The 24,167-nt window shown below is 53.8% G+C and carries 20 protein-coding genes; all 20 read right to left on the bottom strand.

What is annotated here, in order from left to right:
* Nucleotides 1-106: 106 nt before the first annotated feature.
* The 20 genes from tpiA to carB all read right to left on the bottom strand — a co-directional run bounded on the left by tpiA (nucleotide 107) and on the right by carB (nucleotide 24,150).
* Nucleotides 107-889, bottom strand: coding sequence for a triose-phosphate isomerase (tpiA, locus tag NXT00_RS01600; protein WP_259076803.1), 783 nt, complete (start codon nucleotides 887-889; stop codon nucleotides 107-109).
* Between the two features lie 98 nt (nucleotides 890-987).
* Nucleotides 988-2,202, bottom strand: coding sequence for a phosphoglycerate kinase (locus NXT00_RS01595; RefSeq protein WP_259076801.1), 1,215 nt, complete (start codon nucleotides 2,200-2,202; stop codon nucleotides 988-990).
* Nucleotides 2,203-2,348: 146 nt separating this feature from the next.
* Nucleotides 2,349-3,353 (bottom strand): type I glyceraldehyde-3-phosphate dehydrogenase, encoded by a 1,005-nt coding sequence (gene gap, locus NXT00_RS01590; RefSeq protein WP_259076798.1) that lies wholly within the window; start codon nucleotides 3,351-3,353, stop codon nucleotides 2,349-2,351.
* A 435-nt stretch (nucleotides 3,354-3,788) separates the two neighbouring features.
* Nucleotides 3,789-4,775, bottom strand: coding sequence for a DNA-binding protein WhiA (gene whiA / locus NXT00_RS01585; protein WP_259076796.1), 987 nt, complete (start codon nucleotides 4,773-4,775; stop codon nucleotides 3,789-3,791).
* Between the two features lie 94 nt (nucleotides 4,776-4,869).
* Nucleotides 4,870-5,877 carry a uridine diphosphate-N-acetylglucosamine-binding protein YvcK gene (gene yvcK, locus NXT00_RS01580; RefSeq protein ID WP_259076781.1) on the bottom strand — a complete coding sequence of 336 codons (1,008 nt, stop codon included), beginning with the start codon at nucleotides 5,875-5,877 and terminating at the stop codon, nucleotides 4,870-4,872.
* A gap of 9 nt (nucleotides 5,878-5,886) precedes the next feature.
* Nucleotides 5,887-6,774 (bottom strand): RNase adapter RapZ, encoded by an 888-nt coding sequence (gene rapZ / locus NXT00_RS01575; RefSeq protein ID WP_259157778.1) that lies wholly within the window; start codon nucleotides 6,772-6,774, stop codon nucleotides 5,887-5,889.
* A 56-nt stretch (nucleotides 6,775-6,830) separates the two neighbouring features.
* Entirely contained in the window at nucleotides 6,831-8,852 is a 2,022-nt protein-coding gene (uvrC, locus tag NXT00_RS01570) for an excinuclease ABC subunit UvrC (protein WP_259076776.1), read from the bottom strand.
* Between the two features lie 2 nt (nucleotides 8,853-8,854).
* Nucleotides 8,855-9,355: a PH domain-containing protein gene (locus tag NXT00_RS01565; protein ID WP_259076772.1), complete on the bottom strand. Its 501-nt coding sequence runs from the start codon at nucleotides 9,353-9,355 to the stop codon at nucleotides 8,855-8,857.
* A 167-nt stretch (nucleotides 9,356-9,522) separates the two neighbouring features.
* Nucleotides 9,523-10,155, bottom strand: a complete 633-nt coding sequence (locus NXT00_RS01560; RefSeq protein WP_259076759.1) for a riboflavin synthase — start codon at nucleotides 10,153-10,155, stop codon at nucleotides 9,523-9,525.
* A 110-nt stretch (nucleotides 10,156-10,265) separates the two neighbouring features.
* Entirely contained in the window at nucleotides 10,266-10,949 is a 684-nt protein-coding gene (rpe, locus tag NXT00_RS01555) for a ribulose-phosphate 3-epimerase (protein ID WP_259076749.1), read from the bottom strand.
* A gap of 31 nt (nucleotides 10,950-10,980) precedes the next feature.
* Nucleotides 10,981-12,474, bottom strand: coding sequence for an RsmB/NOP family class I SAM-dependent RNA methyltransferase (locus tag NXT00_RS01550; protein WP_259076747.1), 1,494 nt, complete (start codon nucleotides 12,472-12,474; stop codon nucleotides 10,981-10,983).
* Nucleotides 12,471-13,415 (bottom strand): methionyl-tRNA formyltransferase, encoded by a 945-nt coding sequence (gene fmt / locus NXT00_RS01545; protein ID WP_259157777.1) that lies wholly within the window; start codon nucleotides 13,413-13,415, stop codon nucleotides 12,471-12,473. The genes NXT00_RS01550 and fmt overlap by 4 nt, the downstream gene beginning before the upstream one ends.
* 137 nt (nucleotides 13,416-13,552) lie before the next feature.
* A complete protein-coding gene (locus tag NXT00_RS01540; protein ID WP_259076742.1) occupies nucleotides 13,553-15,616 on the bottom strand; it encodes a primosomal protein N' in 2,064 nt (687 codons plus the stop codon).
* 36 nt (nucleotides 15,617-15,652) lie between these two features.
* A complete protein-coding gene (metK, locus tag NXT00_RS01535; RefSeq protein WP_259076739.1) occupies nucleotides 15,653-16,894 on the bottom strand; it encodes a methionine adenosyltransferase in 1,242 nt (413 codons plus the stop codon).
* Between the two features lie 125 nt (nucleotides 16,895-17,019).
* Entirely contained in the window at nucleotides 17,020-18,270 is a 1,251-nt protein-coding gene (coaBC, locus tag NXT00_RS01530) for a bifunctional phosphopantothenoylcysteine decarboxylase/phosphopantothenate--cysteine ligase CoaBC (RefSeq protein ID WP_259157776.1), read from the bottom strand.
* Nucleotides 18,271-18,418: 148 nt separating this feature from the next.
* On the bottom strand, nucleotides 18,419-18,697 hold the full coding sequence (gene rpoZ, locus NXT00_RS01525) for a DNA-directed RNA polymerase subunit omega (RefSeq protein WP_259076734.1): 279 nt from the start codon (nucleotides 18,695-18,697) through the stop codon (nucleotides 18,419-18,421).
* A 115-nt stretch (nucleotides 18,698-18,812) separates the two neighbouring features.
* Nucleotides 18,813-19,382, bottom strand: a complete 570-nt coding sequence (gene gmk / locus NXT00_RS01520) for a guanylate kinase (RefSeq protein WP_259157774.1) — start codon at nucleotides 19,380-19,382, stop codon at nucleotides 18,813-18,815.
* A 4-nt stretch (nucleotides 19,383-19,386) separates the two neighbouring features.
* Nucleotides 19,387-19,710 (bottom strand): integration host factor, actinobacterial type, encoded by a 324-nt coding sequence (mihF, locus tag NXT00_RS01515; protein WP_259076728.1) that lies wholly within the window; start codon nucleotides 19,708-19,710, stop codon nucleotides 19,387-19,389.
* Nucleotides 19,711-19,958: 248 nt separating this feature from the next.
* Entirely contained in the window at nucleotides 19,959-20,804 is an 846-nt protein-coding gene (gene pyrF / locus NXT00_RS01510; protein WP_396124691.1) for an orotidine-5'-phosphate decarboxylase, read from the bottom strand.
* A complete protein-coding gene (gene carB / locus NXT00_RS01505) occupies nucleotides 20,791-24,150 on the bottom strand; it encodes a carbamoyl-phosphate synthase large subunit (RefSeq protein ID WP_259076726.1) in 3,360 nt (1,119 codons plus the stop codon). The genes pyrF and carB overlap by 14 nt, the downstream gene beginning before the upstream one ends.
* Nucleotides 24,151-24,167 lie beyond the last annotated feature (17 nt).

Genomic DNA, 24,167 nt, shown 5'->3' with positions numbered 1-24,167 from the left:
ATGCGCCACCTACCCTAGTTGTTAGTGCACGCAGCGCTGAGATGGTGGACAAAAAGGAGAGGCTTCGACCTTCACAAGCGCCGAAGCCTCACCGTTAACCTCTTATTTATAGGGCGCCACCAGCAGCATTAGCTGCCAGTTTTGCGAATGCCTCACCGTCGAGGGAGGCACCGCCCACGAGGCCTCCATCTACATCGGGCTGAGACACTAACTCAGCCACAGTCTCAGCCTTTACCGAACCGCCATAGAGGATCCGCATCTGATGAGCGATCTCCTCGCCGGCCAGTTCCTTGAGCAAACCGCGGATTGCGGCGCATACTTCTTGAGCATCCGCAGCGGAAGCAACTTTGCCGGTACCGATTGCCCAGACCGGCTCATATGCGATCACGGTCTTGGCGAGATCATCGGCGCTCAGTCCGGCCAGCGATGCACGAGTTTGCTCGACTACATACTCTACGTGCTGTCCAGCCTCACGGATGGGCAGTTCTTCGCCGACACATACTATGGGGTGCATGCCATGCTTGAGCGTAACTTGAGCTTTGGCGGCGACGAGTTCATTACTTTCCCCGTGGTATTCGCGACGCTCAGAGTGGCCGATAACAACCCAGGAGCAGCCGAGTTTCTCGAGCATGCCAGCTGCAATTTCGCCAGTATAGGCGCCAGATTCGTGACGGGATACGTCTTGAGCGCCGTAGGTGATCTGTAGCTTGTCACCCTCTACGAGGGTTTGCACCGAGCGTAAATCAGTAAAAGGTACAGTCACTGCGACGTCGACCTTCTCGTAGTACTCCTTGGGCAAAGCAAAAGCGAGCTTTTGAACGCAGGCAGTCGCCTCGAGGTGATTGAGGTTCATCTTCCAGTTGCCAGCGATAAGTGGTTTACGTGCCATATTTTTCACATTCCTTTCCGTGCGAACCTCACGGGATTCGCCGGGTAGTCGATCCATTGAGGCAAGGAGGTTGTATCCTTGCCTAGTGTTGAAGTCTTCTAGCCTTCCAGTACCTTCACGCCAGGCAATTCTTTACCTTCAAGGAATTCTAGGGAGGCGCCACCACCAGTGGAGATATGGCTAAATCCCTCCTCCTTGAGGCCAAGGCTACGGACAGCGGCCGCGGAATCGCCGCCACCAACAACGGAGAAGGCTCCGCCAGAGGTAGCATCGATGATTGCTTCAGCGATTCCCTTAGTGCCCTTCGAGAAAGCCTCAAATTCGAAGACGCCCATGGGTCCGTTCCAGAAGATGGTCTTAGCTTCCTTAATCACAGCGGCGTATTTCTTGACAGTTTCAGGTCCAACATCCAAGGACATCCATCCCTCCGGAATGCTGTCGCGTTCAACGATCTTGGTTTCTGCGTCTTGAGCGAAGTGGGAGGCGGAAACGAGATCAACAGGAAGAACGAGCTTGTCTCCAAAAGTTTCCATCAGAGAACGGCAGTTATCAATCTGTTCCTCCTGAAGCAGGGATTCTTGAACGTTGATGCCCTTGGCTGCGAGGAAGGTATAGCACATGCCTCCGCCGATAATGATCTTATCTGCCTTGCTGGCAAGTGCTTCGATTACCCCGAGTTTATCGGAGACTTTGGCGCCCCCCAGGATGACGGTATACGGGCGCTCGGGAGCGTCCACCATCTTGCGGAGCACGTCGATTTCCTTTTGCACCAGATGACCAGCATAGTGGGGCAGCCGCTTGGCCACATCATAAACCGATGCTTGAGCACGGTGGACAACGCCGAATCCATCGGATACAAAGGCCCCCTTCTCAGCAGCAAGGGCTACGAGCTGGTCGGCGAAGCTGCCACGCTCGCCTTCGTCTTTCGAAGTTTCACGAGGGTCGAAGCGTACATTCTCAAGCAGCAGGACATCTCCATCGTTGAGGCCATTAGCGCGCTCGTGGGCGTCCTCCCCCACGACATCCGCTGCTAGAGCGACGTACTGTCCGAGGGCCTCAGACAGGGCCTCTGCGACAGGAGCGAGGGAATATTTTTCGTTCACTTCACCCTTGGGGCGGCCCAGATGGGCCATGAGAATAACGCGGGCACCGGCTTCGGAAAGAGCCTTAATAGTAGGCAGCGAGGCAGTGATACGACCGGCGTCGGTAATTTCACGGGCGTCGTTGAGTGGAACGTTGAAATCAGAGCGCACGAGGATGTGGCGTCCGCTCACGCCTTCTTTGATGAGATCTTGGAGAGTTTTGACAGCCATTTTAAGACAAGCCTTTCTAGAGGTAATGAGGAGAAAACAAGAGGAAAGCCCCAGCCCCTACCGTGAGGTAAGTGCCGGGACTTTCACTAGTCTGTGCCGCTAGAGGTACTATGACGATGACTCACGAGCGGCTCAGATCACGTTTCTTAGAGGCGCTCGCCCACGTACTCGGTGAGAGCAACAAGCTGGTTGGAGTAGCCCCACTCGTTGTCGTACCAAGAAACAACCTTCACCTGGTCGCCGATGACCTTGGTCAGACCGGAATCGAAGATGGAAGGGGAAGGGTGGGTAACGATATCAGTGGATACCAAAGGCTCATCACTGTAGGTAAGAGCACCCTTGAGCGCGCCCTCAGCGGCCTTCTTCACGATCTCATTGACTTCTTCAACGCTGGTCTCGCGGGAAGCGGTGAAGGTCAAGTCGGTAGCGGAACCAGTGATAACTGGAACGCGCATTGCAAAGCCGTCAAGTTTGCCTTTGAGCTCTGGGAGAACCAAGGCAACAGCCTTGGCTGCACCGGTGGAGGTAGGCACGATATTCACGGCTGCAGCGCGGGCACGGCGCAAGTCGCTGTGAGGTGCATCGTGGATGCGCTGATCACCGGTATAAGCGTGGATGGTGGTCATGAGACCCTTTTCAATGCCAAGACCATCATTAAGGGCCTTAGCAAGAGGTGCCAGGCAGTTAGTGGTGCAGGATGCGTTGGAGATGATGTGATGGTTCGCAGGATCGTAGTCGGTGTGGTTGACACCAACAACGAAGGTTGCATCTTCGTTCTTTGCTGGAGCGGAGATGATAACCTTCTTCGCTCCGGCCTCGAGGTGAGCCTTCGCTGCATCAGCGTTGGTGAAGAAACCAGTGGACTCGATAACGATGTCAACGTTGAGGTCGCCCCATTTGAGGTTCTTTGGATCGCGCTCTGCAGTGACAACGATCTTGTGGCCATCTACGGTGATGGACTCGTCGTCGAAAGCGACCTCTTTACCCAAGCGGCCTAGAACGGAGTCGTTCTTGAGCAGGTGAGAAAGGGTCTTGTTATCGGTCAGGTCGTTAACTGCTACAACCTCGATATCGGCGCCGCGCGCCTCAATGGCACGGAAGAAGTTGCGGCCAATACGACCGAAGCCGTTAATACCAACACGAATAGTCACTGATTATCTCCTTGAAAAAGTAGAAATACTTGTTTTGTCCGACATATGAGTTCGAAGCTGAGTTAGATCCCGTATGGGAATTTCTCACTTACGCAAATGCTTCGAAAGCTTTGTGCCGTCACCTTTACAGTGTAGCGAGTTATGGGTCTTTGCGCACGGATGATTTCATCGAGCGTATAGCGGCCATTTCGGCTTCTCTGCCATCTTTGGGGGTACTTTCCTGCGATATAACCCCTGAAAATTGAGAATCCGGTTCTCAAAAACCACATAGCTAGGCATGTCTACCCCCAAAGGTGCCACCCCTATCCCATAGTTCATAACAATCGTATGTGGGATTCCCACTTCTTTAGTGAGGCCGGGTGAATATGGTCACACCGCTATCTCATGCGAAGAGAATGAGGATCGGACTTCGTGAAAAAGATAGTCCAATAACAGCTATAGCTCGTCCAGTAGCTCCTCGGTAACCGCGGTCAGGGTATTGGGAAGACCAAGTTCCTCTGCGCGTTTGTCAGCCATGGATAAGAGCCGCCTGATTCGACCGGCCACTGCATCTTTGGTCATTTGGGGATCAGCAAGCCTCCCTAGCTCCTCCAATGAAGCTTGGCGGTGTCTCACCCTCAGTAAGCCTGCTTCTGCAAGATGGTCGGGAACATCGTCCCCTAAGATCGCCATGGCTCGTTCTACCCGGGCAGCCGCCGCCACTGCGGCACGCGCTGAGCGACGGAGATTGGCATCGTCGAAATTGGCCAGTCTATTCCCGGTTGGGCGAGCGTCCAAGCGCTGACGTTTTTGGTCCCACTGGATGCGACTGGAATGAGCGCCAAGCCGCGATAGCAGTGCCGAAATGGCCTCGCCGTCGCGAATAGTTACTTTCTCCTGTCCCCGTGACTCTTTAGTCTTTGCGGTTATGCCAAAACGCCTCGCACACCCAGCCAAAGCCAGGGATGCCTCTTGTCCGGGGGCAGCGATCTCTAAACCGCTGCTGCGCCCTGGGTCGCCTAGCGTGCCCGCAGCCAGGAAAGCTCCTCGCCATGCCGCCTCTTGGTCTGTGACCGCCCCTGCAATGACTTGGGGTGGTAGACCAACAACGGTATGTCCTGAGCGAGTGACGAGTCCCACGCGCCGGATGAGCTTATCAGCATCCTCGCTTATTCTCAGCAAGTATTTGGGGGCTTTCCTTGAGGAATGCGCACCTAGTTCCATCAGGGAAACGTGGTTTCCAAATAGATCCTCGATCTCTTCCTTGACGCGGCGCGCCACGCAGAGCGCATCGAGCTCTATCTCTACGACGATATGATGCGGAAGGTGCTCGATTGTCCCCGCCAAACGTATAACGGCTGCGATTTCGGCAATGCGTGAGCTTCGCCGAGTGACCGTCACAGTGCACAGTTCTTGCTTTATCTGAGCGCTTAGTCCGGTCATACGACACACCTTCTTTTCCAGTGATCTCTATAATTGGGCGGCCAGCATTCACCTCGACTCATCAGGATTGGCTGCTCGCCAAGGAGATATTGTACTAGCTGTGGCGAGAATGGAGAGTTCCCTCCCCCTCACCCGCCCGATCTGAATACTCCTGTCGCAGTGCAGCTGCCAATTTCCGGGGGTCGTGACGTGAAGTATAAGCCCCCCTATAGTCTGCTTCTCTTAGATCGTAGAATTTTAATTGTGCTCCTATGCTCTCAGCAGCACGCTCGAGGTGAGTGCGATCAGCTTGTGTACCCAATGCAGAGGAATCAGCAATAACGATATCGGCGCTAAAGTTCTGCGCATGCTGTCGCATAATATGCAAGTGTCGTTCCGCACTAAAGCCGGCTGTCTCCCCTGGTTCGGCATCCAAATTGAGTATGACGATACGGAGCGCGGAGCTTTGATTAATGGCTTCCACCATCTCAGGAACAAGCAAATGCGGCAAGACCGAGGAAAACCAAGATCCAGGTCCCAAAGTAATCACATCGGCCTGCTCCACTGCGCAAAGTGCTTCAATGCATGCCGACGGCTTATCGGGGATAAGCCGCACTCGGCGCACCTGGCCCACAGTGGTGGCAACAGCTACTTGCCCCCGCACTTCGCGCATAATTCTTGGATCCGATTCCAGCCCTTGGACCTCCGCCTCGATATCAAGTGGTTGATCAGCAAGCGGTAGTACGCGACCCTCCGCTCGTATCATCTCAGCAACGGCATCGAGAGCCGCCACTTCGGAACCGAGCACGTCATAAAGACCAGAGATGAGCATATTGCCCACTGCGTGTCCTGCTAACGCTCCGTGCCCTCCAAAGCGGTGCTGTAGAGTTTCCTCCCACAGTTTTCCCCGCTCATCGTTTGGAGCAAGAGCTGCGAGAGCCATCCGCAGATCCCCTGGAGGTATTTGACCAAGTTCGCGGCGGATTCGACCAGAAGATCCTCCGTCGTCTGCGACGGTTACGATCGCAGTGATTTGGTGCGGGCTAAGTTGGCGCACCGCGCGTAGGGTTTGGAAGAGGCCATGGCCGCCGCCGAAACTTGCCACTCGAGTATCAAAAAACATTAGTCCAGCCTAGTGGCGATCGATATCGCGATGGCTAACGGTGATATCAAGATCGTCGATAGCACTGAGCCGCCGCCCGATCTCCTCCGCGATGGCAACTGAGCGGTGATGTCCACCAGTACATCCGATCGATACAGTGATAAAACGCTTGCCTTCATGGGCGAAGCCCTCGCGCATATCCACGAGCATGCGGAAAAAATTGTCGAGAAATTCTTCTGCTGCCGGTTGACTCAGAACATATCGGGCTACTGGCGCATCGATACCTCGGAACGGCCGCAACTCCGGAACCCAGAACGGATTGGGCAGGAAGCGGACGTCCACCATGATATCGGTATCTCGTGGGGTGCCGTGCTTGAAGCCGAAGGATTGAACGGTAATATGCTGTTTTTGGCCAGAGAAATCCGAGAAGTTTGGCTCGATTGATCGGCGCAAGTCATGTACTGAGAGATCAGAGGTATCGATAACGACATCAGCGGATTCCTTGATGGTGGCGATGAGTTCGCGTTCGCGCTCAATGCCGACCAGTAGAGTGCCGCTGCCTTGGAGGGGATGGGTACGACGCAAGTTATCAAAACGCTTGATGAGCACATCGTCACGCGCATCCATGAACATGACCAGCGGTTGCAGTCCCTTTTTCTTCAACTCATCGATGACTTCATCGAGGCCAAAAGAGAAGTCAAGAGACCGCACATCTGAAACTATTGCGAGCTTATTGACAGGGGAGCTATCTCGCGCGCAGAATTCCACCAAATTGACTAGCAATTGTGGAGGTATATTTTGGGTGACGTACCAGCCCATATCCTCGAGCACTCGAGCTGCCGATGATAGTCCGGCTCCCGACATCCCCGTAATAATGACCGGTGGGTACTCAGGATTAGCTATAGAGTCAGTGTGCATACCAAAGATTATAACGGTCTCAGAAGCTTCCGCGGGCTTAAAGCTGGATGCGGGGATCAGGAATCTTTATGCAAGGCTTGGAAAACCTGAGCCGCAAGTGCTGGGCCGAATCCCTTAACCTCACGGATTTCTTCTTCGGTTGCAGCCTTTAATTTTTTAACGCTGCCAAAATGTTTAACTAGTTGAGAACGTCGATAGGTTCCTAACCCTGGAATATCGTCCAACTCACTCCGGCGCATACGAGTACTGCGCTGCTGTCGGTGAAAAGTTATAGCGAAGCGGTGGGCTTCATCGCGTAACTGTTGAATGAGGAAGAGCGCTGCGGAATTTCGTGGCAGAATGAGCGGGTACTCCTCCTGGGGTATCCACACTTCTTCTAGACGTTTTGCGATTCCAATCACTGCCACATCGGTTATCCCTAATTCATCAAGGACAGCCTGGGCTGCGTTGACTTGAGGGAGGCCGCCGTCGACGACGAAAAGCTGAGGCGCATAGGCAAAGCGCTGACCCTGGTCCTCGTTCAATTCCTCATCGCTGAAAACATCGCTAGTGTCCTCGGGCATGGCACGCTTATCTTCTTGATAGCGCAGGAATCTACGCCGTGTTACCTCGGCTATTGAGGCGACATCATTAGAATGCCCATCCCCCGCTGCCTCTTTAATTTTATAGCGTCGATAGTCGGATTTCTTCGGTAGACCATCTTCGAAAACTACGAGAGAAGCTACAACATCTGTGCCCTGGATATGGGAGATATCGGTGCATTCAATGCGTAGCGGTGCTTGTTCGAGGAAGAGTGCATCCTGGATCTCTTGAAGGGCTGCCGATCGAGCTGTGAGATCACCGACGCGTTTGATTTTATGTTGCTTCAGTGCTTCCTCAGCATTGCGTTCAACTGTTGTCATCAACGTGCGCTTATCACCGCGTTGTGGAATTCGGATATCGACGCCACTACCCCTTAGATCCTCGAGAAAAGCACGGGTGTGATCCACATCCGCGGGTGGAATCTGTACTAGCACCTGGCGTGGTACTACGTCTCCAGGGCGCCGTGCCGCATGATCAGAATTGTGCGATTGCTGATCAACACCGCGCCTGATGATTTTCTTCTCAGATTCGAGCGTATAGCTTTCCTGCTCGAGCGCTTGTGAATAAAATTGGATGAGGAAATTTTGCATAACTTCGCGCAACTCCGCCTCTGTATCATCGGTGCGGTCTACCACCCATCCCCGTTGACCGCGCACCCTGCCCTGGCGCACGTGGAAGAGTTGAATGGCGGCGGCGAGAGGATCGTGTGCAAGGGCTATAACATCGGCATCGGTGCCATCGCTGAGCACGATTGCCTGCTGTTCGGTGATTTTATTGACTGCCCCCAGGTCGTCACGCAACCTGGCCGCCTTCTCAAAGTCGAGCTCTTCAGCTGCTGCGAGCATCTCCCGTTCTATTCGTTTAACCACTGAGTCGGTACTGCCAGACATAAAGCTCACTAGACCATTAACGATCGCACGGTGCTCCGCTTCATCGACCTTCCCTGTGCACGGCGCACTGCATTTATCGATATAGCCCAACAAACATGGACGGCCCAGCGATTCGTGGCGTTGGAACACTCCCTTGGTGCACGTGCGCATGGGAAAAACGCGAGTCAAAAGATCTAAGGTTTCCCGCACCGCCCACGCGTGGGAAAAGGGCCCGAAATACCTAATTCCCTTTCGTTGCGGGCCGCGGTAGAAAAACGCTCGGGGAAAGCGTTCACCGACGCTGACCGCCAACACTGGGTAGGACTTATCATCTCGGTACTTAATGTTGAACTGCGGGTCGAATTTTTTAATCCACGTATATTCCAGTTGTAGCGCCTCAACCTCGCTACCGACGACTGTCCATTCCACTGCCGCTGCAGTGGTGACCATTTGGCGAGTACGTGGATGTAGCTGAGAAAGATCTTGAAAATAGTTGCTCAGACGGTTACGGAGATTCTTAGCTTTCCCGACGTAGATCACCCGCCGATTGGGGTCGAGAAATTTATAGACGCCCGGCTCGCTTGGGATGGTCCCTTTGGCCGGGCGGTAGCTAGCTGGATCTGCCACTCTTAATCTTCCGGCATGAATTTAGCCTCAAGGGCGCGGAACTTCTCTACCGCGTCGACAGAACGCAGGCCATCGGCCTTGAGAATGGCCCAAATGGGAACGTATTCGAAGTCTGGTAACTCGAGACGCGCCATCCATGCTCGTTGAGGGATGTCCAGACCGTAAATGACTGCCCACGGATAAAATTGAGTGCCAATGAAATTGCGGACCTCCACCCCATCTTCGTTTGCACGTAGCCGAGGCCGTGAGAGTGCGATATAGATTACTGTGGCAAAAACGCAGCCAACGAGAAAATATCCTATCTGATCAATGAGGGTAACGGCCGCTCCGGTGTCTCCGACGGCAACGATAAAGGCCAAAAAGGTATGCAGCGCTACGGTAATCAGGGAAAATACGATGGCGTATAGTCGCATTTTGCCGCTGGATATATCAAGCATCCACGGCTTGGTGGTGGTAAGAGCCGCATCTGCTGCCACATAGTTCTGGAGCGTGCGCTCATTCATGCTGGTGGGCTTTTTTTCTTCCACTGCTCCCCTACTTTTCTGATCACAGTCGTCGTAGTGGCCATTCAATATGTTTCATAGAAGCATAGCTAATGATCCTGGACGATATCTTCCACTGGGGATTATACCGATATTTCAAAGGGTGCTTGGTAACCCAGGCTACTGGCTTAACCCTCTCCACCCATATCAAGTGCAATCTCCGAAGCTAGTACGGTGGGGCTACGGAGCTCTTTGAAGCGCGCGAGATACTTGCCCACTATATTAAATTCCACGTTAACGATATCGCCGGCGACAACCTTGGCCAGATTATTGGGTGTTGTCGGTACCGCTACCTCAAAGAATTCTGGGCCTAGCTGTTCGACGGCCAAACTGGTGCCGTTCAAAGCTACCGATCCCTTGAGAACCAGATATTTCGCACAGCCGACGGGAATGCCGAACCTCAGAATGTCACCGCTATGACCTTTGACCCGCGTTCTCAGCGTGCTCACGGTGTCGATGTGCCCTTCGACTATATGTCCTTCAAGTCGTGCATGCGCGTGCAGTGGGCGTTCAAGGTTAACGTGGGCCCCTCGTAGGAGGCGCCCTAAATTGCTGTGATCTAAGGTGTGCGTGGTGATATCACTCACCCAACCGCTCTCCCCAAGCGATTTGATGGCTAGACCCACACCATTTACGGCGATGATCGCGCCATTATCGGCATCACTAAGAACCTTTTGTGCGGCGAATTCAATCTCGGTGCAGTGGTCGCCTTTGCGAATATCTTTTACAATTCCCACTTCTTCGATGATTCCAGTGAACACGAACGGTTCTTCTTCCCATAGCAGATAGCCACGACCCAAGTCACAACCCTAAATATCTAACCTTAATCGATCGACGAGTCTGGTTTGGGGTTTTTAGCAGCTAACCACGTTTAGCTATTGGTTGCAGCTCGAGTAGCTAGTTCTCTGAGGTGAGCTACAACCGCGTGCGGGTTTGGAGAGCCAAAAACTGCAGAGCCGGCTACAAAAGCATCGCAACCTGCGGCGGCTGCCTGCTCGATCGTATCGGTTCCAATGCCGCCGTCGATCTCTATGAGTGTGGAGAGATTGCGATGGGTGATTTCCTTTCTTAACTGCCGGACCTTCTCCAATTGCTCTGGCATAAACGACTGGCCTCCGAAGCCTGGCTCAACGCTCATCACTAATACAAGGTCGAATTCGGCGAGTACGTCTATATACGGCGTTAGGTCCGTCCCTGGGCGTAGGGAAAATCCTGCCCTGACCCCGCGGCTGCGAATATGACGCGCTAGTGCCACAGGGTCATGTGTTGCTTCCACATGAAAGATGACGCACGCGGCGCCCGCATCGATATAGGAGTCTACCCACTTCTCAGGTTCCTCAATCATCAGGTGAACGTCGAGTTCTTGCGAAGTGAGCTGGTGCACGGTTTCTGTGACCATCGGACCAAACGAAAGATTAGGAACGAAGTGACCATCCATAATATCGACGTGGATCCAGTCAGCATTGGATACCGTCTTAATGTCCTTGGCCAGGTGGGCGAAATCAGCAGCCAGAATGGATGGGGCAATAATGGCGCGGGATTCTAAATCACTCATGCCCCCATCGTAGTCGCTTCTGTTGAATGCGTTAGTTCTTCCTTAATACAGCGAAGAACATGGCATCTGTGCCATGTCGATGTGGCCACATCTGTACAGACAACTCATCTCCAGTCTGCTCCATACCGAGAGCAAACGGGTGAGCATCGCACTCTGTCACCGGGAGTTTTTCTACCGCCTTGTCGACGATGGCGCGAGTTTCGCGGAGATCAGGAGAGCAAGTGGAATACACCACTACTCCACCTGGCCGCACTAAGGTAATCGCCGATTCCAGCAACTCATACTGCAAGGTAGAAAGTTGGGTGATATCCGCTTCTTGTTTGCGCCACCGTGCTTCGGGGCGACGCCTGAGAGCACCCAAACCGGAACAAGGAGCATCGACGAGAATGCGATCGAAGCCTGGTTGCAGTCCAGAGTCTCGACCATCAGCGGTATGAACCGTCACCGGTAGATTGCGCACAGTTTGGGCCACTAACTGGGCACGGTGTGGCTGTAGTTCTACTGCGTCTACACGAGCCCCCTCCATACGTGCGAGGCTCGCGATCAGTGCAGTCTTTCCCCCCGGACCGGCGCATAAGTCTGCCCACCGGCCGGTGTCGTCGCCTTCTAATTCAGCCTCTACCAAGGCTCTAGCAATAAGCTGCGAACCTTCGTCCTGGACTGCTGCAAGTCCTTCCCTGACTGGTTCGAGACGTCCCGGATCACCTGATTTTAGATAAACGGCATAGGGGGAATATTTCCCGATCTCTCCCCCAGTTATAGCAGCCAATTCCTCCGCAGAGATCTCACCGGGACGCGCCACAAGGTGCACTGTAGGACGCAAGGAATCAGCATGAAGCGCCTCCTCTAATTCTCCTAAACCGAGAATTTCAGCGAAGCTTCGCGCGATCCATTCAGGATGTGCATGACGAAAAGCAATCGCCTCTAATTCGCCGTGAGGTGTCAGCGATTCCAGCAACTTTTCTTTATCTTTTCGGGAGATATGGCGCAAAATCGCATTACTAAAGCCTTTGGCTTTCTCCTGCCCGATAGCCCCTACGAGCGTGACAGTGGAGTCAACTGCGGCATAGGGGTCAACCCTGGTGTAGAGGAGTTGGTAGGTTCCGAGCCGCAGAGCGGCCAAAACGCCCTTGTCGATCTCTGGCAGCGGGCGTGAAGAGCAATGCGCGATCACGGCATCGACGACCCCTTGTACGCGGAGTAATCCATAGGTCAACTCCGTGGCGAAAGCGGCGTCGCGGCGCTTCAAGCGGTAGTCACGCAGTAGTTGCGGAAGAGCCAGGTTCGCGTATGCCCCTTCCTCGTTGACGCGGTAAATAATATCGAAGGCCACCGCGCGGGCGAGGTCGACGTTCAGCAGATCATGTGGGTCTCCACCGGGAGTGTAGTAAAAACGTGACGAGCTTTTCTCATAGGTTTTGCTGCGCTGTGATCGCGGGCTCTGAGAGTCCGATGAGGGCGGGACAGCTTGGATGCCCTTCTTAGCGTTGGAACGGGAGCGAAAGCCACCAGCCGAAAATGTCATTGCATAACCAACCCTTCTGTAGTACTCAAACCCCGCGCCCAGTCAGCAGCGTTCATCATTTTTTTGCCCGGCGCTTGAACTTCAGTCAAAGCCACACTACCTGAACCGGTTCCTACCAGAACTCGTCTCTTCTCGATCAGAAGCTCCCCGGGCGCCAATGAATAAGCCGCATGGTCCTCGCAGAGATGCACGCGCCCAAGTTTTATCCTGTCGGCGCCCAGCATTGTCCAAGGCCCGGGCGTTGGAAGATGGGCTCGGATATGTCTATCGATATGCGCAGCGCTGAGTGTCCAATCGACCCGAGCGTTAGCAACGTTGATCTTGGCCGCATGTGTTACAGAACCTTCCTGGGGTTTCAGCAGCGCCGTACCCGAGGCTAACTGATCCACCGACGAGACGAGGAGATCCGCTCCCAGATCGCTAAGGTGAGCCAATAACTCTCCCGCCGTCTCAGTACCGATCATGGGGTATTCCACGGTGTCGATGAGCGCACCAGTATCAAGTCCCTCATCGATCCTAAACGTGCTTGCTCCAGTTAGTCGATCACCGGCAGCAATAGCAGCTTGAACGGGGGCTGCTCCGCGCCACCGAGGTAGCAGGGAGAAGTGGAGATTGATAAAACCGAAAGGTACCGCATCCAGCAGATCACTGGGGATCATATTTCCGTAAGCAACGACAGGGACACAGTCTGGATTGAGTCGCGATAACGCTGCGCGAAATTCATCTCCATCTTCGGTTCCCGCTTTCAGCGTATGCGGCCGTAGCACTTCTATGCCGTTGTCAATAGCAAGCTGCGCCACCGGTGAAGGATGAAGGGCACGCCCTCGTCCTTGGCGAGCGTCAGGTCGGGTCAGGACAGCCACAACCTCGTGATCTGAGGCAATAAGTTTTTCTAAGGCTCCGACCGCGGGCTCTGGGGTCCCTGCGAAAATTAGACGCATATAGTTTTTCTTTCTGTACTGGCGAGGACTTTTCCACATTTAGCTTGTATTTTCTGCTCCCTACTATAAGCGACTCGAAATCCTTTGCAGAAAAATAGCGTGAGCTCTCGAGCTAGAGAGCACCAGGAGAGATAGGCTTAGCCAATCCGGAGAGGATCCACTTGAATGCGCAGGGGTAATGTTTGCTTCTTGAGTGCCCTCGCATATGCGGCTTTGGAGAGCGCCCTGCCAAGCTCGTCCTTGGGGAAAAGAGGAGCTCGAATAAGAATCCGCTGTGGTGGACCGAAGGAATCCTGATCATATTCACCGGGTAAACTCTGTCCAGGTGGCAGATCCACAGGTCCTAAAACTACGGCGGATGGTGGCAGTTCGACGATTCTCAAAAATTGTTCCACGGCACCCGCAGCGCCATCAATGGCTGCCATATGAACGGCAGGGGGCAAATTTACTTCGGAGCGTTCGGCTAATTCTCGAGCCGCGTGCCCAGGGGCATCCCACCTGATCAAATGCTGCACAACGGCTAAGCCTGGGTCCGCAACGATCACAACCTCTCCCCCATGCCGACCGGGAATGACCAAGCTGGAGGCGGACATCCAAGATTTAAAAGCCTCCTCGGTGGCCCGCAGATCTTGCCGCCCTAGGAGTGACCATGTATCCAATAACACCGCTGCTCCATAGCCGAGACCGTCAACGGTCGGCTCCGCCCCCGGTGTGGCAATAACGATGGCTGGCTTGTCTACGACGGTGGCGAGTATATTTTTCCCTCCCGACGTTCGGATTGGCGTCTGTGGGAAAGCTAGTCCGAATTCTTCAGCAGTCCTTTCTTGCCCTAAGACGACTGCGCGTAGCTGTTGTTTGCCACATTCCATACATCGATAATTCGGTTCTTGGCGGCCACACCACTTACATTCCGGAACCGCTGCAGCAACCGGATAGTGCCTGTCCGATGGTGTGAGGGCACGAGGATGCATCCGAGAGTTAGAAATTCCTAATGGTCCGTTGCACCCTCGACAGCGGGCGGGATGCCTACAATTGCCGCAACTGAGAACAGGAATATAGCCTTTTCTAGGTACCTGAACAAGAGCAGGAAGCCCTTTCTCTAGACTGGAGCGGATCGCTTGGAAGGCACTACTGGGTAGACGAGAGTTGCGGGCATAGCGGTCGCGTTCGAGAGCGAGAGCGGTATCCGCGCTGGCATGTATTCTTGGCATCGAGCGCCTAATAACTTCACGGGGAGCACTCAGATCGTGAACCCAGCCTGATTCCACGAGCAACTGGCTTTCGGCGGTTCGTGTCCACCCAGCGAGGATGAGTGACGCTTTTTCTTGAGCTGATCGAGTAGTTAAAACTTCGCGGGCGTGTATATAGGGAGCACGCGGGTCGACGAGATTCTCATCACCATCATCCTTTAATATAATCAGCGATAATTTATTAACCGGTGCAAAAGCCGCACTCCGAGTACCTATGACTAAGCGGCCTTGGCCGTGCAGGACCGAGAGAAAGCGGCGGTATCGCGCCTGCTTACCTAAGGATGACGTAAGAATAGTAATTTGCTTGGTTCCAACAAGGGTACGCAGAGCCTTCTCAAGGCGGTCCACGTCACGCTGGTGTGGCACCACGATGAGTGCCCCTCGCCCCTCGAGTGCGACTTTTACCGCTAGATTGGCCATAGCTAGCGCCCAGTCCTCCTGGGGCGCAAATTGCCATGCTGCCCGAGCTATTTTCTGAGCGAGTACCGCATCGACGAAACTAGTTCCGTGAGAGTATTTAGCGAATGCGCTCAGGTCAGGCTCGCTAACCTCACCGCAGTCTTCCCATGCTGTTGTGGTATCAGAAGTTTCAGCTGCTGCATGGCGGCTCGGAATGGCAGCACGTATGAGATCGCTGGTGATCCCCCCATATCGCGCTGCTAAGGCGGCAATTAAGGCTCGCAACTTCTCGGTGTACACAACCTCGGGAGAAATCACTCGCTCGAGCCATTTCAGTTGTCCTGGGTGATCGGGGTCAGAAACGCGGTCGATTACCACCGCGTTAACTAGGCGGTGAGCAAATCGGACCCTTACCATGACCCCTGGCTGGCAGTCTTCGGATTGTTCAGCGTCGATACGATACTCGAATATTCGGTCGAGTTGAGATAGCCCCAATAAAGGCAAAACCCGCGCCACCGGAGCATAGGGTGCTGGTTCGCGAGTTTTAGCCATAGTAGAAATATATACGATAGGTGCGACGCTCGGCTGTTAGGCTCGGGCTGCTAGAATTCGGTTTGCCACCTCGGAGAGTTGATCAACCCGATCAAGCCTTTCCCATGGAAGATCCAGATCCTCACGGCCGAAATGACCGTAGGCTGCTGTCTGCCGGTAGATTGGGCGCAGCAGATCGAGGTCGTGGATGATGGCGGCGGGTCTGAGATCGAAAACCTCCGTTACTGCATATTGGATATCTGCATCGCTGAGTCCGTTGAGAGCCGTTCCGAATGTCTCGACGTATAATCCTACTGGGTTAGCTCGGCCGATTGCATAGGCTACCTGCACTTCTGCCCGTCGAGCCAAGCCCGCTGCCACAATATTCTTAGCAACCCATCGCATGGCATAGGCCGCAGACCGGTCAACCTTACTGGGATCTTTACCCGAGAAAGCTCCACCACCATGGCGAGCCATGCCACCGTAGGTATCAACGATAATTTTGCGCCCCGTCAGACCTGCATCCCCCATGGGGCCGCCGATAACAAAGGACCCCGAGGGGTTTACCAGTACTTTCTTATCCGCGGTTGTGATCAACTGATCGAGCTGGGTTTCTGCAATCACCCAGTCGATGACATGGGTCGTGATCTGTTCGGCCAGCCATTCCTGCGTAATCTCAGGATCGTGTTGCGCCGATACCACAACCGTGTCAAGTGCCACTGGACGATCGTTTTCGTCATAAGCGAGTGTTACTTGAGTCTTACCATCGGGTCTCAGGTGTCCTACGATTGATTCCTTTCGCACCTGGGTAAGGCGTCGCGCAAGTCGATGCGCTAAGTAAATCGGCAACGGCATATAATCGGGAGTTTCGTCTGAGGCGTATCCAAACATCAGACCTTGATCGCCCGCTCCAGCTTGATCATTTTGATCTTCAATTTCGCCGCTCCGCGCTTCTTGTGACACTGAGACCGAGCCGCCAATTTCTGGACTTTGCTCGCCGATGGCTATATTGACGCCGCAGGTACTTCCGTCGAAGCCTACATGAGAGGATACGAAGCCAATCTCTCTGAGCGTAGAGCGAACTAGGGTGGCAATATCAACATAGGACTGGGTTCGTACTTCCCCCACCACGTGGACCTGTCCAGTGGTGACGAGTGTTTCCACTGCAACGCGAGAATCCTTGTCGCTAGCGAGCATGGCATCGAGAATGCCATCCGAGATGGCATCACAGATTTTATCTGGGTGCCCCTCAGTCACGGATTCACTTGTGAAGTACCGAAGTGCGGTGGTCTCAGACATATAATTTTCCTCTAGTTCAATTTTAGGGGCCTATGCGTCGGCCTTTACTTTTACATAGGATCGCGTCACACATAGCTTCAGCGATGCGAATGAACTCACCCTAATATAGACCAAGCTGTCTAAAATCACAAAGACCTGGTCTCCAGATGGGACTCGACGCTGTCGAGAATGGCTGCGGCAATAACGGCCTTGGATGCCTGGGCTAACTCACTCGTATGCCCGTCGCGGTGCAAGATATAACCAGCATTTGTTGTTTGACCGAATACTTTCCCGCTCCCAACTTCGTTGAGCATCATCAGGTCACAGCCTTTTTTAGCCAGTTTGCGCAGCCCGTAGTCTAGCGCTGTATATGTGCTATCACCGGTTTCTGCAGCAAAACCCACTATAACAAGCGATTGCGGTAGGGTGCCTTGGTCGCGCTGCTCCACCACCGAGGCCAGAATATCGGGATTCTCAACCATCTCGATGGTGGTTAGCCGTGCGGCCGCAGAGCCGTCTTTTTTTAATTTTGTTGTCGCCAGCTGAGCTGGGCGATAGTCCGAGACCGCCGCTGCCATGATGAGCACATCCGCATCTGCTAACTCTTCAGTTAATGCCTGATGCATATCGAGCGCAGATTCCACGATGATCAGGCGGGCACCGGCGGGCACTGGTAGTTCTTGGGTATTGCCAGCGATGATCACCACGTTGGCGCCGCGCTGGGCGGCAATCTCGCCCAAAGCATAGCCTTGACGCCCGGAGGAATGGTTGCTGATGAACCGCACTGGATCGATGGCCTCTTTAGTCCCCCCCGCTGTGATGACGATTTTCCGGTTAACTAAGCTCTGCTCGAGGTGAACCCCGGCACCAACACTGCGTGCGAGCTCGGCGATTTGGAGCGGCTCCAGCAATCGCCCCGGACCTGAGTCCTTACCTGTCAACCGTCCATGGGCTGGATTGAGCACGACGTAACCACGAGATCGCAGCACCGCGACATTGTCGACAGTGGCGGCATTCTCCCACATCTCGGTATGCATGGCAGGAGCAAAGACCACTGGGCATGTGGAAACTAAAATGGTAGCTGCGAGCAAATCATCAGCTCGGCCACTAGCAACCCGAGCCAGCAAATCAGCTGTTGCTGGCGCTACGATGATCAGATCCGCCTGCTGGCCAATGCGTATATGCTGGACACCAGCGACATTTTCAAAAACTGAGGTAGCTACGGGATTACCACTGAGCGCCTCGAAGGTGGCTGAGCCGACAAATTGCAAAGCGGCCTCAGTAGGAACCACGATGACATCGTCCCCACATTCCTTGAAATGACGAATCAAGGCACATGCCTTATAGGCAGCTATGCCTCCGGCGACGCCAATGACGATGGTGCGCGGTGTACTCACCTAAAATCCTCTCGCTTGGATATCCACGATCTTCTATTAAATTAGATGGCTGCGATAGTGGTCAATAATAACCGAAAGCACCTCCGACAAAATCTGCCGAAGGTGCTAGCTGGCGGAAGCCGCTGAGAACTCCCCACAGCGGAATCGTCTAGCCTTCCTCGTGGTCAAGAAGTCCAGATTCAATTTCTCGCAGAGCGATTGATAGTGGCTTTTCTTGGTGCTCCGGAGTGACTAGAGGCCCAACAAATTCGAACACTCCCTCGTCTTCCTGCTGAAAGTAGGAGTTAATTTGGCGGGCACGTTTGGCCGCAAATATGACAAGGGCGTATTTGGAAGATACCCGTCCGAGCAGCTCATCGATAGGAGGTGCCGTAATGCCCGTAGGCTTGTCGTAGACGCCCTGATTTTTCTCGTTAGCGTTGCTCACGTTAGTTTCTCTTCACCTTCATTGTGTTGATAAATTTTCCCTGCCCTGCACTTAGATTAGCCGGCTTGGGTATTGCATACAAAAAGTACTCAGCCTGAGCAGTCAGGCATGATACTCAGCTTTGAAAGATGCGCACCAGCCGAGTAACCGCTTCTTCGAGGTCGTCGTTAACAACAATATGGCGGAATTCGTGCTGCGCTTCCATCTCTACCCGGGCGGTCTCTAAGCGCCGATTGACGGCAGCTTCATCTTCGGTGCCACGACTAGTAAGGCGCTCAACAAGTGTGTCCCAACTAGGTGGGGCCAAAAATACAGATTCAGCCTCAGGCATCATAGCCACTACGTTGCGCGCCCCTACGAGGTCGACCTCGATGAGAACAGGGCGTCCGGCTGCAAGCGCGTTCTTGACGGGTTGAGCAGGAGTCCCGGAGCGCTGCAATCCTCCATGGATATCAGCCCACTCCAGCATTTCACCCTTGTCGATGCACTCTTGGAAGTACTCAGCAGTGACAAAGAAGTAGTCCCTGCCATCCTGCTCGCCAGGGCGAGGCCCCCGTGTTGTCATCGATACGGAAAAATAAAGGTCGGGTAGTTCCTCGCGCAGCCTTTTCACCACCGTGGATTTGCCCACTGCGGAGGGACCGAGCAAAACAACCAACCGACCACGGGCGCTGGCGCCACTCATGTGATTAATCCTCGGAGAATCCGAAACGCTCCAGGAGCGCACGGCGCTGACGATCGCCGAGACCACGTAGACGACGCGTCTGAGCAATTTCGAGCTCTTCCATGATTTCCTTGGCCTTGACCTTACCAACCTTGGGCAGGGACTCCAACAGCGCAGAAACCTTGGTCTTTCCGATAATTTCGTTCTCGGAAGCCTTCTCGAGGACTTCCTTCAAAGTGATGTCGCCGCGCTTGAGTTCTTCCTTGAGCTTAGCGCGAGCTTTACGTGCTTCTGCAGCCTTTGCCAGGGCTTCTTTACGCTGCTCGTTGGTCAACTGTGGGAGTGCCACGTTGGAGCCTCCAAATCGTTAGGGAAATACTGGATTAAAATTCTTGTAGTGCGCCTTTGCACAGATCACGCAAAGGCTCATGCGAAAATCTACCACAAAATATTTGTATTACAACGTTGAAATTAATAATGCTGTTCTGCCCGCTTCACGGTAATTTGCAAATCTTCTGGTACTACCCTATTTCTCGGTTAAAACCGCAGGTCAACAACGTGTAGACCTGCGGTCTGAATAAACCCTCTGAACTGGTGTTATGAGAATTCCTCAGCACATTTTCGAGCCTCGTCGCGGAGTTTGCTAGCACTCGGCCCATATCTGAGGATCGCCCGCGAGATATTAGGGAAACTTAAATCGGTTACCCCCTTTGTAATGCGAGCAACATCACTCGCCTGTGCTCCCTGAGCACCCACTCCCGGGAGCAAAACTGGCCCGTTGAACTCACTGAGATCAGGAGGGTTATCCACTGTTGCTCCAATAACCACGCCGATATCACCCACGGAGTGAGTATGGTGCTGGTTATTGACTGATGCGGCCGCGTTAACGATCTGTTGGGAAACCCTAACGCCGTGGGCGTCACAGTGGTTTTGAAGGTGTCGAGCCTCTGGGTTGCTTGTTGCAGCCAGGACGAAAAGGCCGCCCTTATGGTGGTGAGCGAGCTCGATAACAGGCTGGAGAGAGCCAAAACCTAGATATGGGGAGACCGTTACGGAATCGGTTCCCAGCGGCGAGGAGGGATCCAACCACGCCCGAGCATATCCTGCCATAGTGGAACCAATATCGCCTCGTTTGGCGTCGGCAAGCACTAGAGTTCCAGCCTGCCTAAGCTCACTCAGAACAGTTTCTAGCACCGAGATACCAGCAGCTCCGAAAGCCTCGTAGAAGGCAACTTGAGGCTTGATCAAAGCCACATGGCCGGCGAAGGCTTCAACGCAGATCTCAGAGAATTTCTCGATACCAGATGGGGAGTACTCTAAACTCCACGCGCTCAGTAACTCAGGGTGTGGGTCGATCCCCACACATAAACGGCCCCACCGTCGCCCCGCTTCACGCAACCGGTAACCAAAACCAGCACCTTGTTCCATATCAATTGGATTCATGGCGGCCCACTGCGTGATCAAGTTCTTGCAAAGCTCGCACCGAGAGAGTGCCGCGACGTCTAGCCTCTATCCCCTGCACTGCCGCCGTGACGCCTTGAACAGTGGTCACTAATGCAACACCTGCACCCACTGCGGCGACACGAATCTCATAGCCATCGTGAAGAGCCCCTGCGGATCCCGCTGGAGTATTGAGAATAAGGTCTACCTTGCCCTCGTGAATTAAGTCCACAATCGACTTACGTCCTTCGTAGCCTGGCTGGTCTACTTCGGAGCGTTTGAGCACCTGCTCGCATTCAACGCCATTACGGCGCAACATGGCTGCGGTACCAGAGGTGGCTAAAAGTTTGAATCCGAGGGATGCTAAACGCTGAATTGGGAAAATCAGGGTTCGCTTATCGCGGTTGGCAACTGACACGAAAACGGTACCCTGAGTTGGTAGCGCTCCGAAGGCTGCTTGCTCAGCTTTGGCGTAGGCCGCACCGAAATTATCAGCCAGTCCCATCACCTCACCCGTGGACTTCATCTCGGGAGAGAGCAAGGTATCGAGCATGGTGCCATCGGGGCGCCTAAAGCGAGTAAAGGGAAGCACCGCCTCCTTCACTGCGATTGGGCTTTCTAAGGGGAGCGATCCACCATCATGGTCGGTAGGGATCATTCCCTCTTCTTGCAGCTCCGCGATGCTAGCACCTGTCATGATTCGTGCCGCCGCTTTGGCTAGATGGACCCCGGTTGCTTTTGATACGAAGGGCACTGTACGAGAGGCACGTGGATTGGCTTCGATGACGTACAAAATATCGTCCTTCAGAGCGAACTGAACATTCATCAATCCCTTGACCCCAATCCCATGGGCAAGGGCCGTCGTGGAACGTCGCACATTTTCGATATCCTCGGCACCCAAAGTCATTGGCGGGAGAGCACAGGCCGAATCACCAGAGTGAATTCCAGCCTCCTCGATATGCTCCATAACACCTGCTAGATAGACATTCTCGCCATCACACAAAGCGTCAACGTCGATTTCGATAGCATTATCTAGGAAGCGGTCTACGAGAACAGGATGATCGTTCGTAATTTCCGTGGCTCGGTCTATATAGCTCTCGAGAGATTTTTCATCGTAGACGATTTCCATACCTCGCCCGCCCAGTACATACGAAGGGCGCACAAGTACGGGATAACCAATTTCGGCGGCTACCGCGCGGGCTTCCTTAAAGGAGGTTGCGGTACCGAATTCCGGAGCTGGTAGTTCCGCTTTTCGCAAGACTTCGCCAAACTCGCCGCGATCCTCCGCGAGATCGATAGCCTCGGGGCTGGTGCCGATAACGGGAACCCCAGCATCGCGTAGTTGGGCCGCGAGACCCAGAGGAGTTTGACCCCCCAGTTGCACGATCACACCTGCAACGGTGCCCGACTGGGACTCAGCATGGTAAACCTCCATAACGTCTTCGAAGGTCAGTGGCTCAAAGTATAGCCGGTCGGCCGTATCGTAGTCTGTGGAAACAGTCTCCGGATTGCAATTGATCATCACGGTTTCGTAGCCCACCCGTGATAATTCAAGAGCCGCGTGCACACAGGAATAGTCAAACTCAATACCCTGGCCGATGCGGTTCGGGCCGGAGCCCAAGATGATAATTTTCGGCTTTTCCCTCTGTGGGCTCACCTCGGACTCGGCGGCTGGATCGAGTTCATATGCCGAATAATAATACGGGGTCTGGGCCTCAAATTCTGCCGCGCAGGTATCAACAGTTTTGAACACCGGACGAATTCCTAGCGACCAACGCAAGCGGCGAATCCCCGCCTCACCAGCGAATTCTGGTCGCAACTGGGCAATCTGACGGTCGGAGAGGCCATAGAACTTAGCTCGGCGCAACAAGTCTTCTGACAGAGTTTTTGCGGCGATCATTTCTTCGCGGAAATCTACTAGTGATTTCAATTCACCCAGGAACCACGGATCTATTCCGGACTTTTCGTGAACCTGCGCGATTGTGGCACCAAGACGAAGCGCCAATTCCGCGTCATATAAACGGCCTTCGGTCGGACGAACGAGGTCCTCGAGGACGGCCTGGAGGTCTCGGGCGCGATCGCCGGCGAATACTTCATCGTCTACGGCCCAAAAGCCAGCCTGCTTATTTTCCAAAGACCGCATGACCTTTCCTAAGGCTGCGATATAATTGCGCCCGAGACTCATGGCTTCGCCTACGGATTTCATGGTGGTCGTAAGCGTATCGTCGGATCCTACGAATTTCTCGAATGCAAAGCGAGGAGCCTTAACGACCACATAATCTAAGGTAGGTTCGAAAGCTGCTGGCGTTACCTTGGTGATATCATTATCGATCTCATCGAGGGTATAACCAATGGCTAATTTGGCTGCTATTTTGGCAATAGGAAATCCCGTTGCCTTCGAGGCCAATGCCGAGGATCGCGACACTCTGGGATTCATCTCGATGGTGATCAGGCGCCCATCCTTTGGATTGAGCGCGAACTGGATATTACATCCACCAGTATCAACACCCACTTCGCGGATGATTGCGATACCCTGATCGCGCATTTTCTGGAATTCGCGGTCGGTCAAAGTCATGGCGGGGGCCACCGTCACGGAGTCACCTGTGTGCACACCGAGAGCATCGACATTCTCAATCGAACAAACAACAACGACGTTATCGGCGCTGTCACGCATCAATTCGAGCTCATATTCTTTCCATCCCAGGATGGATTCTTCGATCAACACATTGGCCTCAGGAGATGCAGCTAGGCCGCCACCGGCTATACGCTCAAGATCGTCCTCGTTATAAGCCAAACCAGAACCTAAACCACCCATAGTAAAGGAGGGTCGCACAACGACAGGGAGACCAAGTTCTGCAACGGTTTCATGCACTTGTTCCATATTGTGGCAGACTCGTGAACGGGCAGACTCTCCGCCAATCTTCGCTACAATATCTTTGAATTTCTGACGGTCTTCACCCCGTTCGATGGCTGCTATATCAGCGCCGATGAGCTCAACACCGTATGCGTCGAAGGAACCGCGCCGATCTAGCGCGATGGCGGCATTCAGCGCAGTTTGGCCTCCGAGGGTCGCCAGCACTGCATCGATGGGGTGTCCTTGAGCACGCTCTTTTTCGAAGATCGCCTCTATATATTCGGGTTCAATCGGCTCAACGTAGGTATGATCGGCAAACTCTGGGTCGGTCATAATCGTGGCCGGATTAGAATTAACCAGGCTAACTCTCAAGCCCTCGTCCTTTAAAACGCGGCAGGCTTGGGTGCCCGAGTAGTCAAATTCGCAGGCTTGACCAATGACGATTGGACCTGATCCGATAACCAGGACGTGCTTGATATCTTGGCGTTTTGGCATTGTACGCTTCCTCCTGG

This window comes from Corynebacterium sp. ES2715-CONJ3, from assembly GCF_024814365.1.
In the GTDB taxonomy this organism is placed as follows: domain Bacteria; phylum Actinomycetota; class Actinomycetes; order Mycobacteriales; family Mycobacteriaceae; genus Corynebacterium.
This window is presented reverse-complemented; position numbering and strand designations above follow the sequence as displayed.

Excerpts from the sequence above, each read along its gene's own strand:
- tpiA (WP_259076803.1), bottom strand. The coding sequence starts at position 889 with ATGGCACGTAAACCACTTATCGCTGGCAACTGGAAGATGAACCTCAAT.
- NXT00_RS01595 (WP_259076801.1), bottom strand. The coding sequence starts at position 2,202 with ATGGCTGTCAAAACTCTCCAAGATCTCATCAAAGAAGGCGTGAGCGGA.
- whiA (WP_259076796.1), bottom strand. The coding sequence starts at position 4,775 with ATGACCGGACTAAGCGCTCAGATAAAGCAAGAACTGTGCACTGTGACG.
- yvcK (WP_259076781.1), bottom strand. The coding sequence starts at position 5,877 with ATGTTTTTTGATACTCGAGTGGCAAGTTTCGGCGGCGGCCATGGCCTC.
- rapZ (WP_259157778.1), bottom strand. The coding sequence starts at position 6,774 with ATGCACACTGACTCTATAGCTAATCCTGAGTACCCACCGGTCATTATT.
- NXT00_RS01565 (WP_259076772.1), bottom strand. The coding sequence starts at position 9,355 with ATGAATGAGCGCACGCTCCAGAACTATGTGGCAGCAGATGCGGCTCTT.
- rpe (WP_259076749.1), bottom strand. The coding sequence starts at position 10,949 with ATGAGTGATTTAGAATCCCGCGCCATTATTGCCCCATCCATTCTGGCT.
- NXT00_RS01550 (WP_259076747.1), bottom strand. The coding sequence starts at position 12,474 with ATGACATTTTCGGCTGGTGGCTTTCGCTCCCGTTCCAACGCTAAGAAG.
- fmt (WP_259157777.1), bottom strand. The coding sequence starts at position 13,415 with ATGCGTCTAATTTTCGCAGGGACCCCAGAGCCCGCGGTCGGAGCCTTA.
- NXT00_RS01540 (WP_259076742.1), bottom strand. The coding sequence starts at position 15,616 with ATGGCTAAAACTCGCGAACCAGCACCCTATGCTCCGGTGGCGCGGGTT.
- metK (WP_259076739.1), bottom strand. The coding sequence starts at position 16,894 with ATGTCTGAGACCACCGCACTTCGGTACTTCACAAGTGAATCCGTGACT.
- gmk (WP_259157774.1), bottom strand. The coding sequence starts at position 19,382 with ATGAGTGGCGCCAGCGCCCGTGGTCGGTTGGTTGTTTTGCTCGGTCCC.
- pyrF (WP_396124691.1), bottom strand. The coding sequence starts at position 20,804 with ATGAATCCAATTGATATGGAACAAGGTGCTGGTTTTGGTTACCGGTTG.
- carB (WP_259076726.1), bottom strand. The coding sequence starts at position 24,150 with ATGCCAAAACGCCAAGATATCAAGCACGTCCTGGTTATCGGATCAGGT.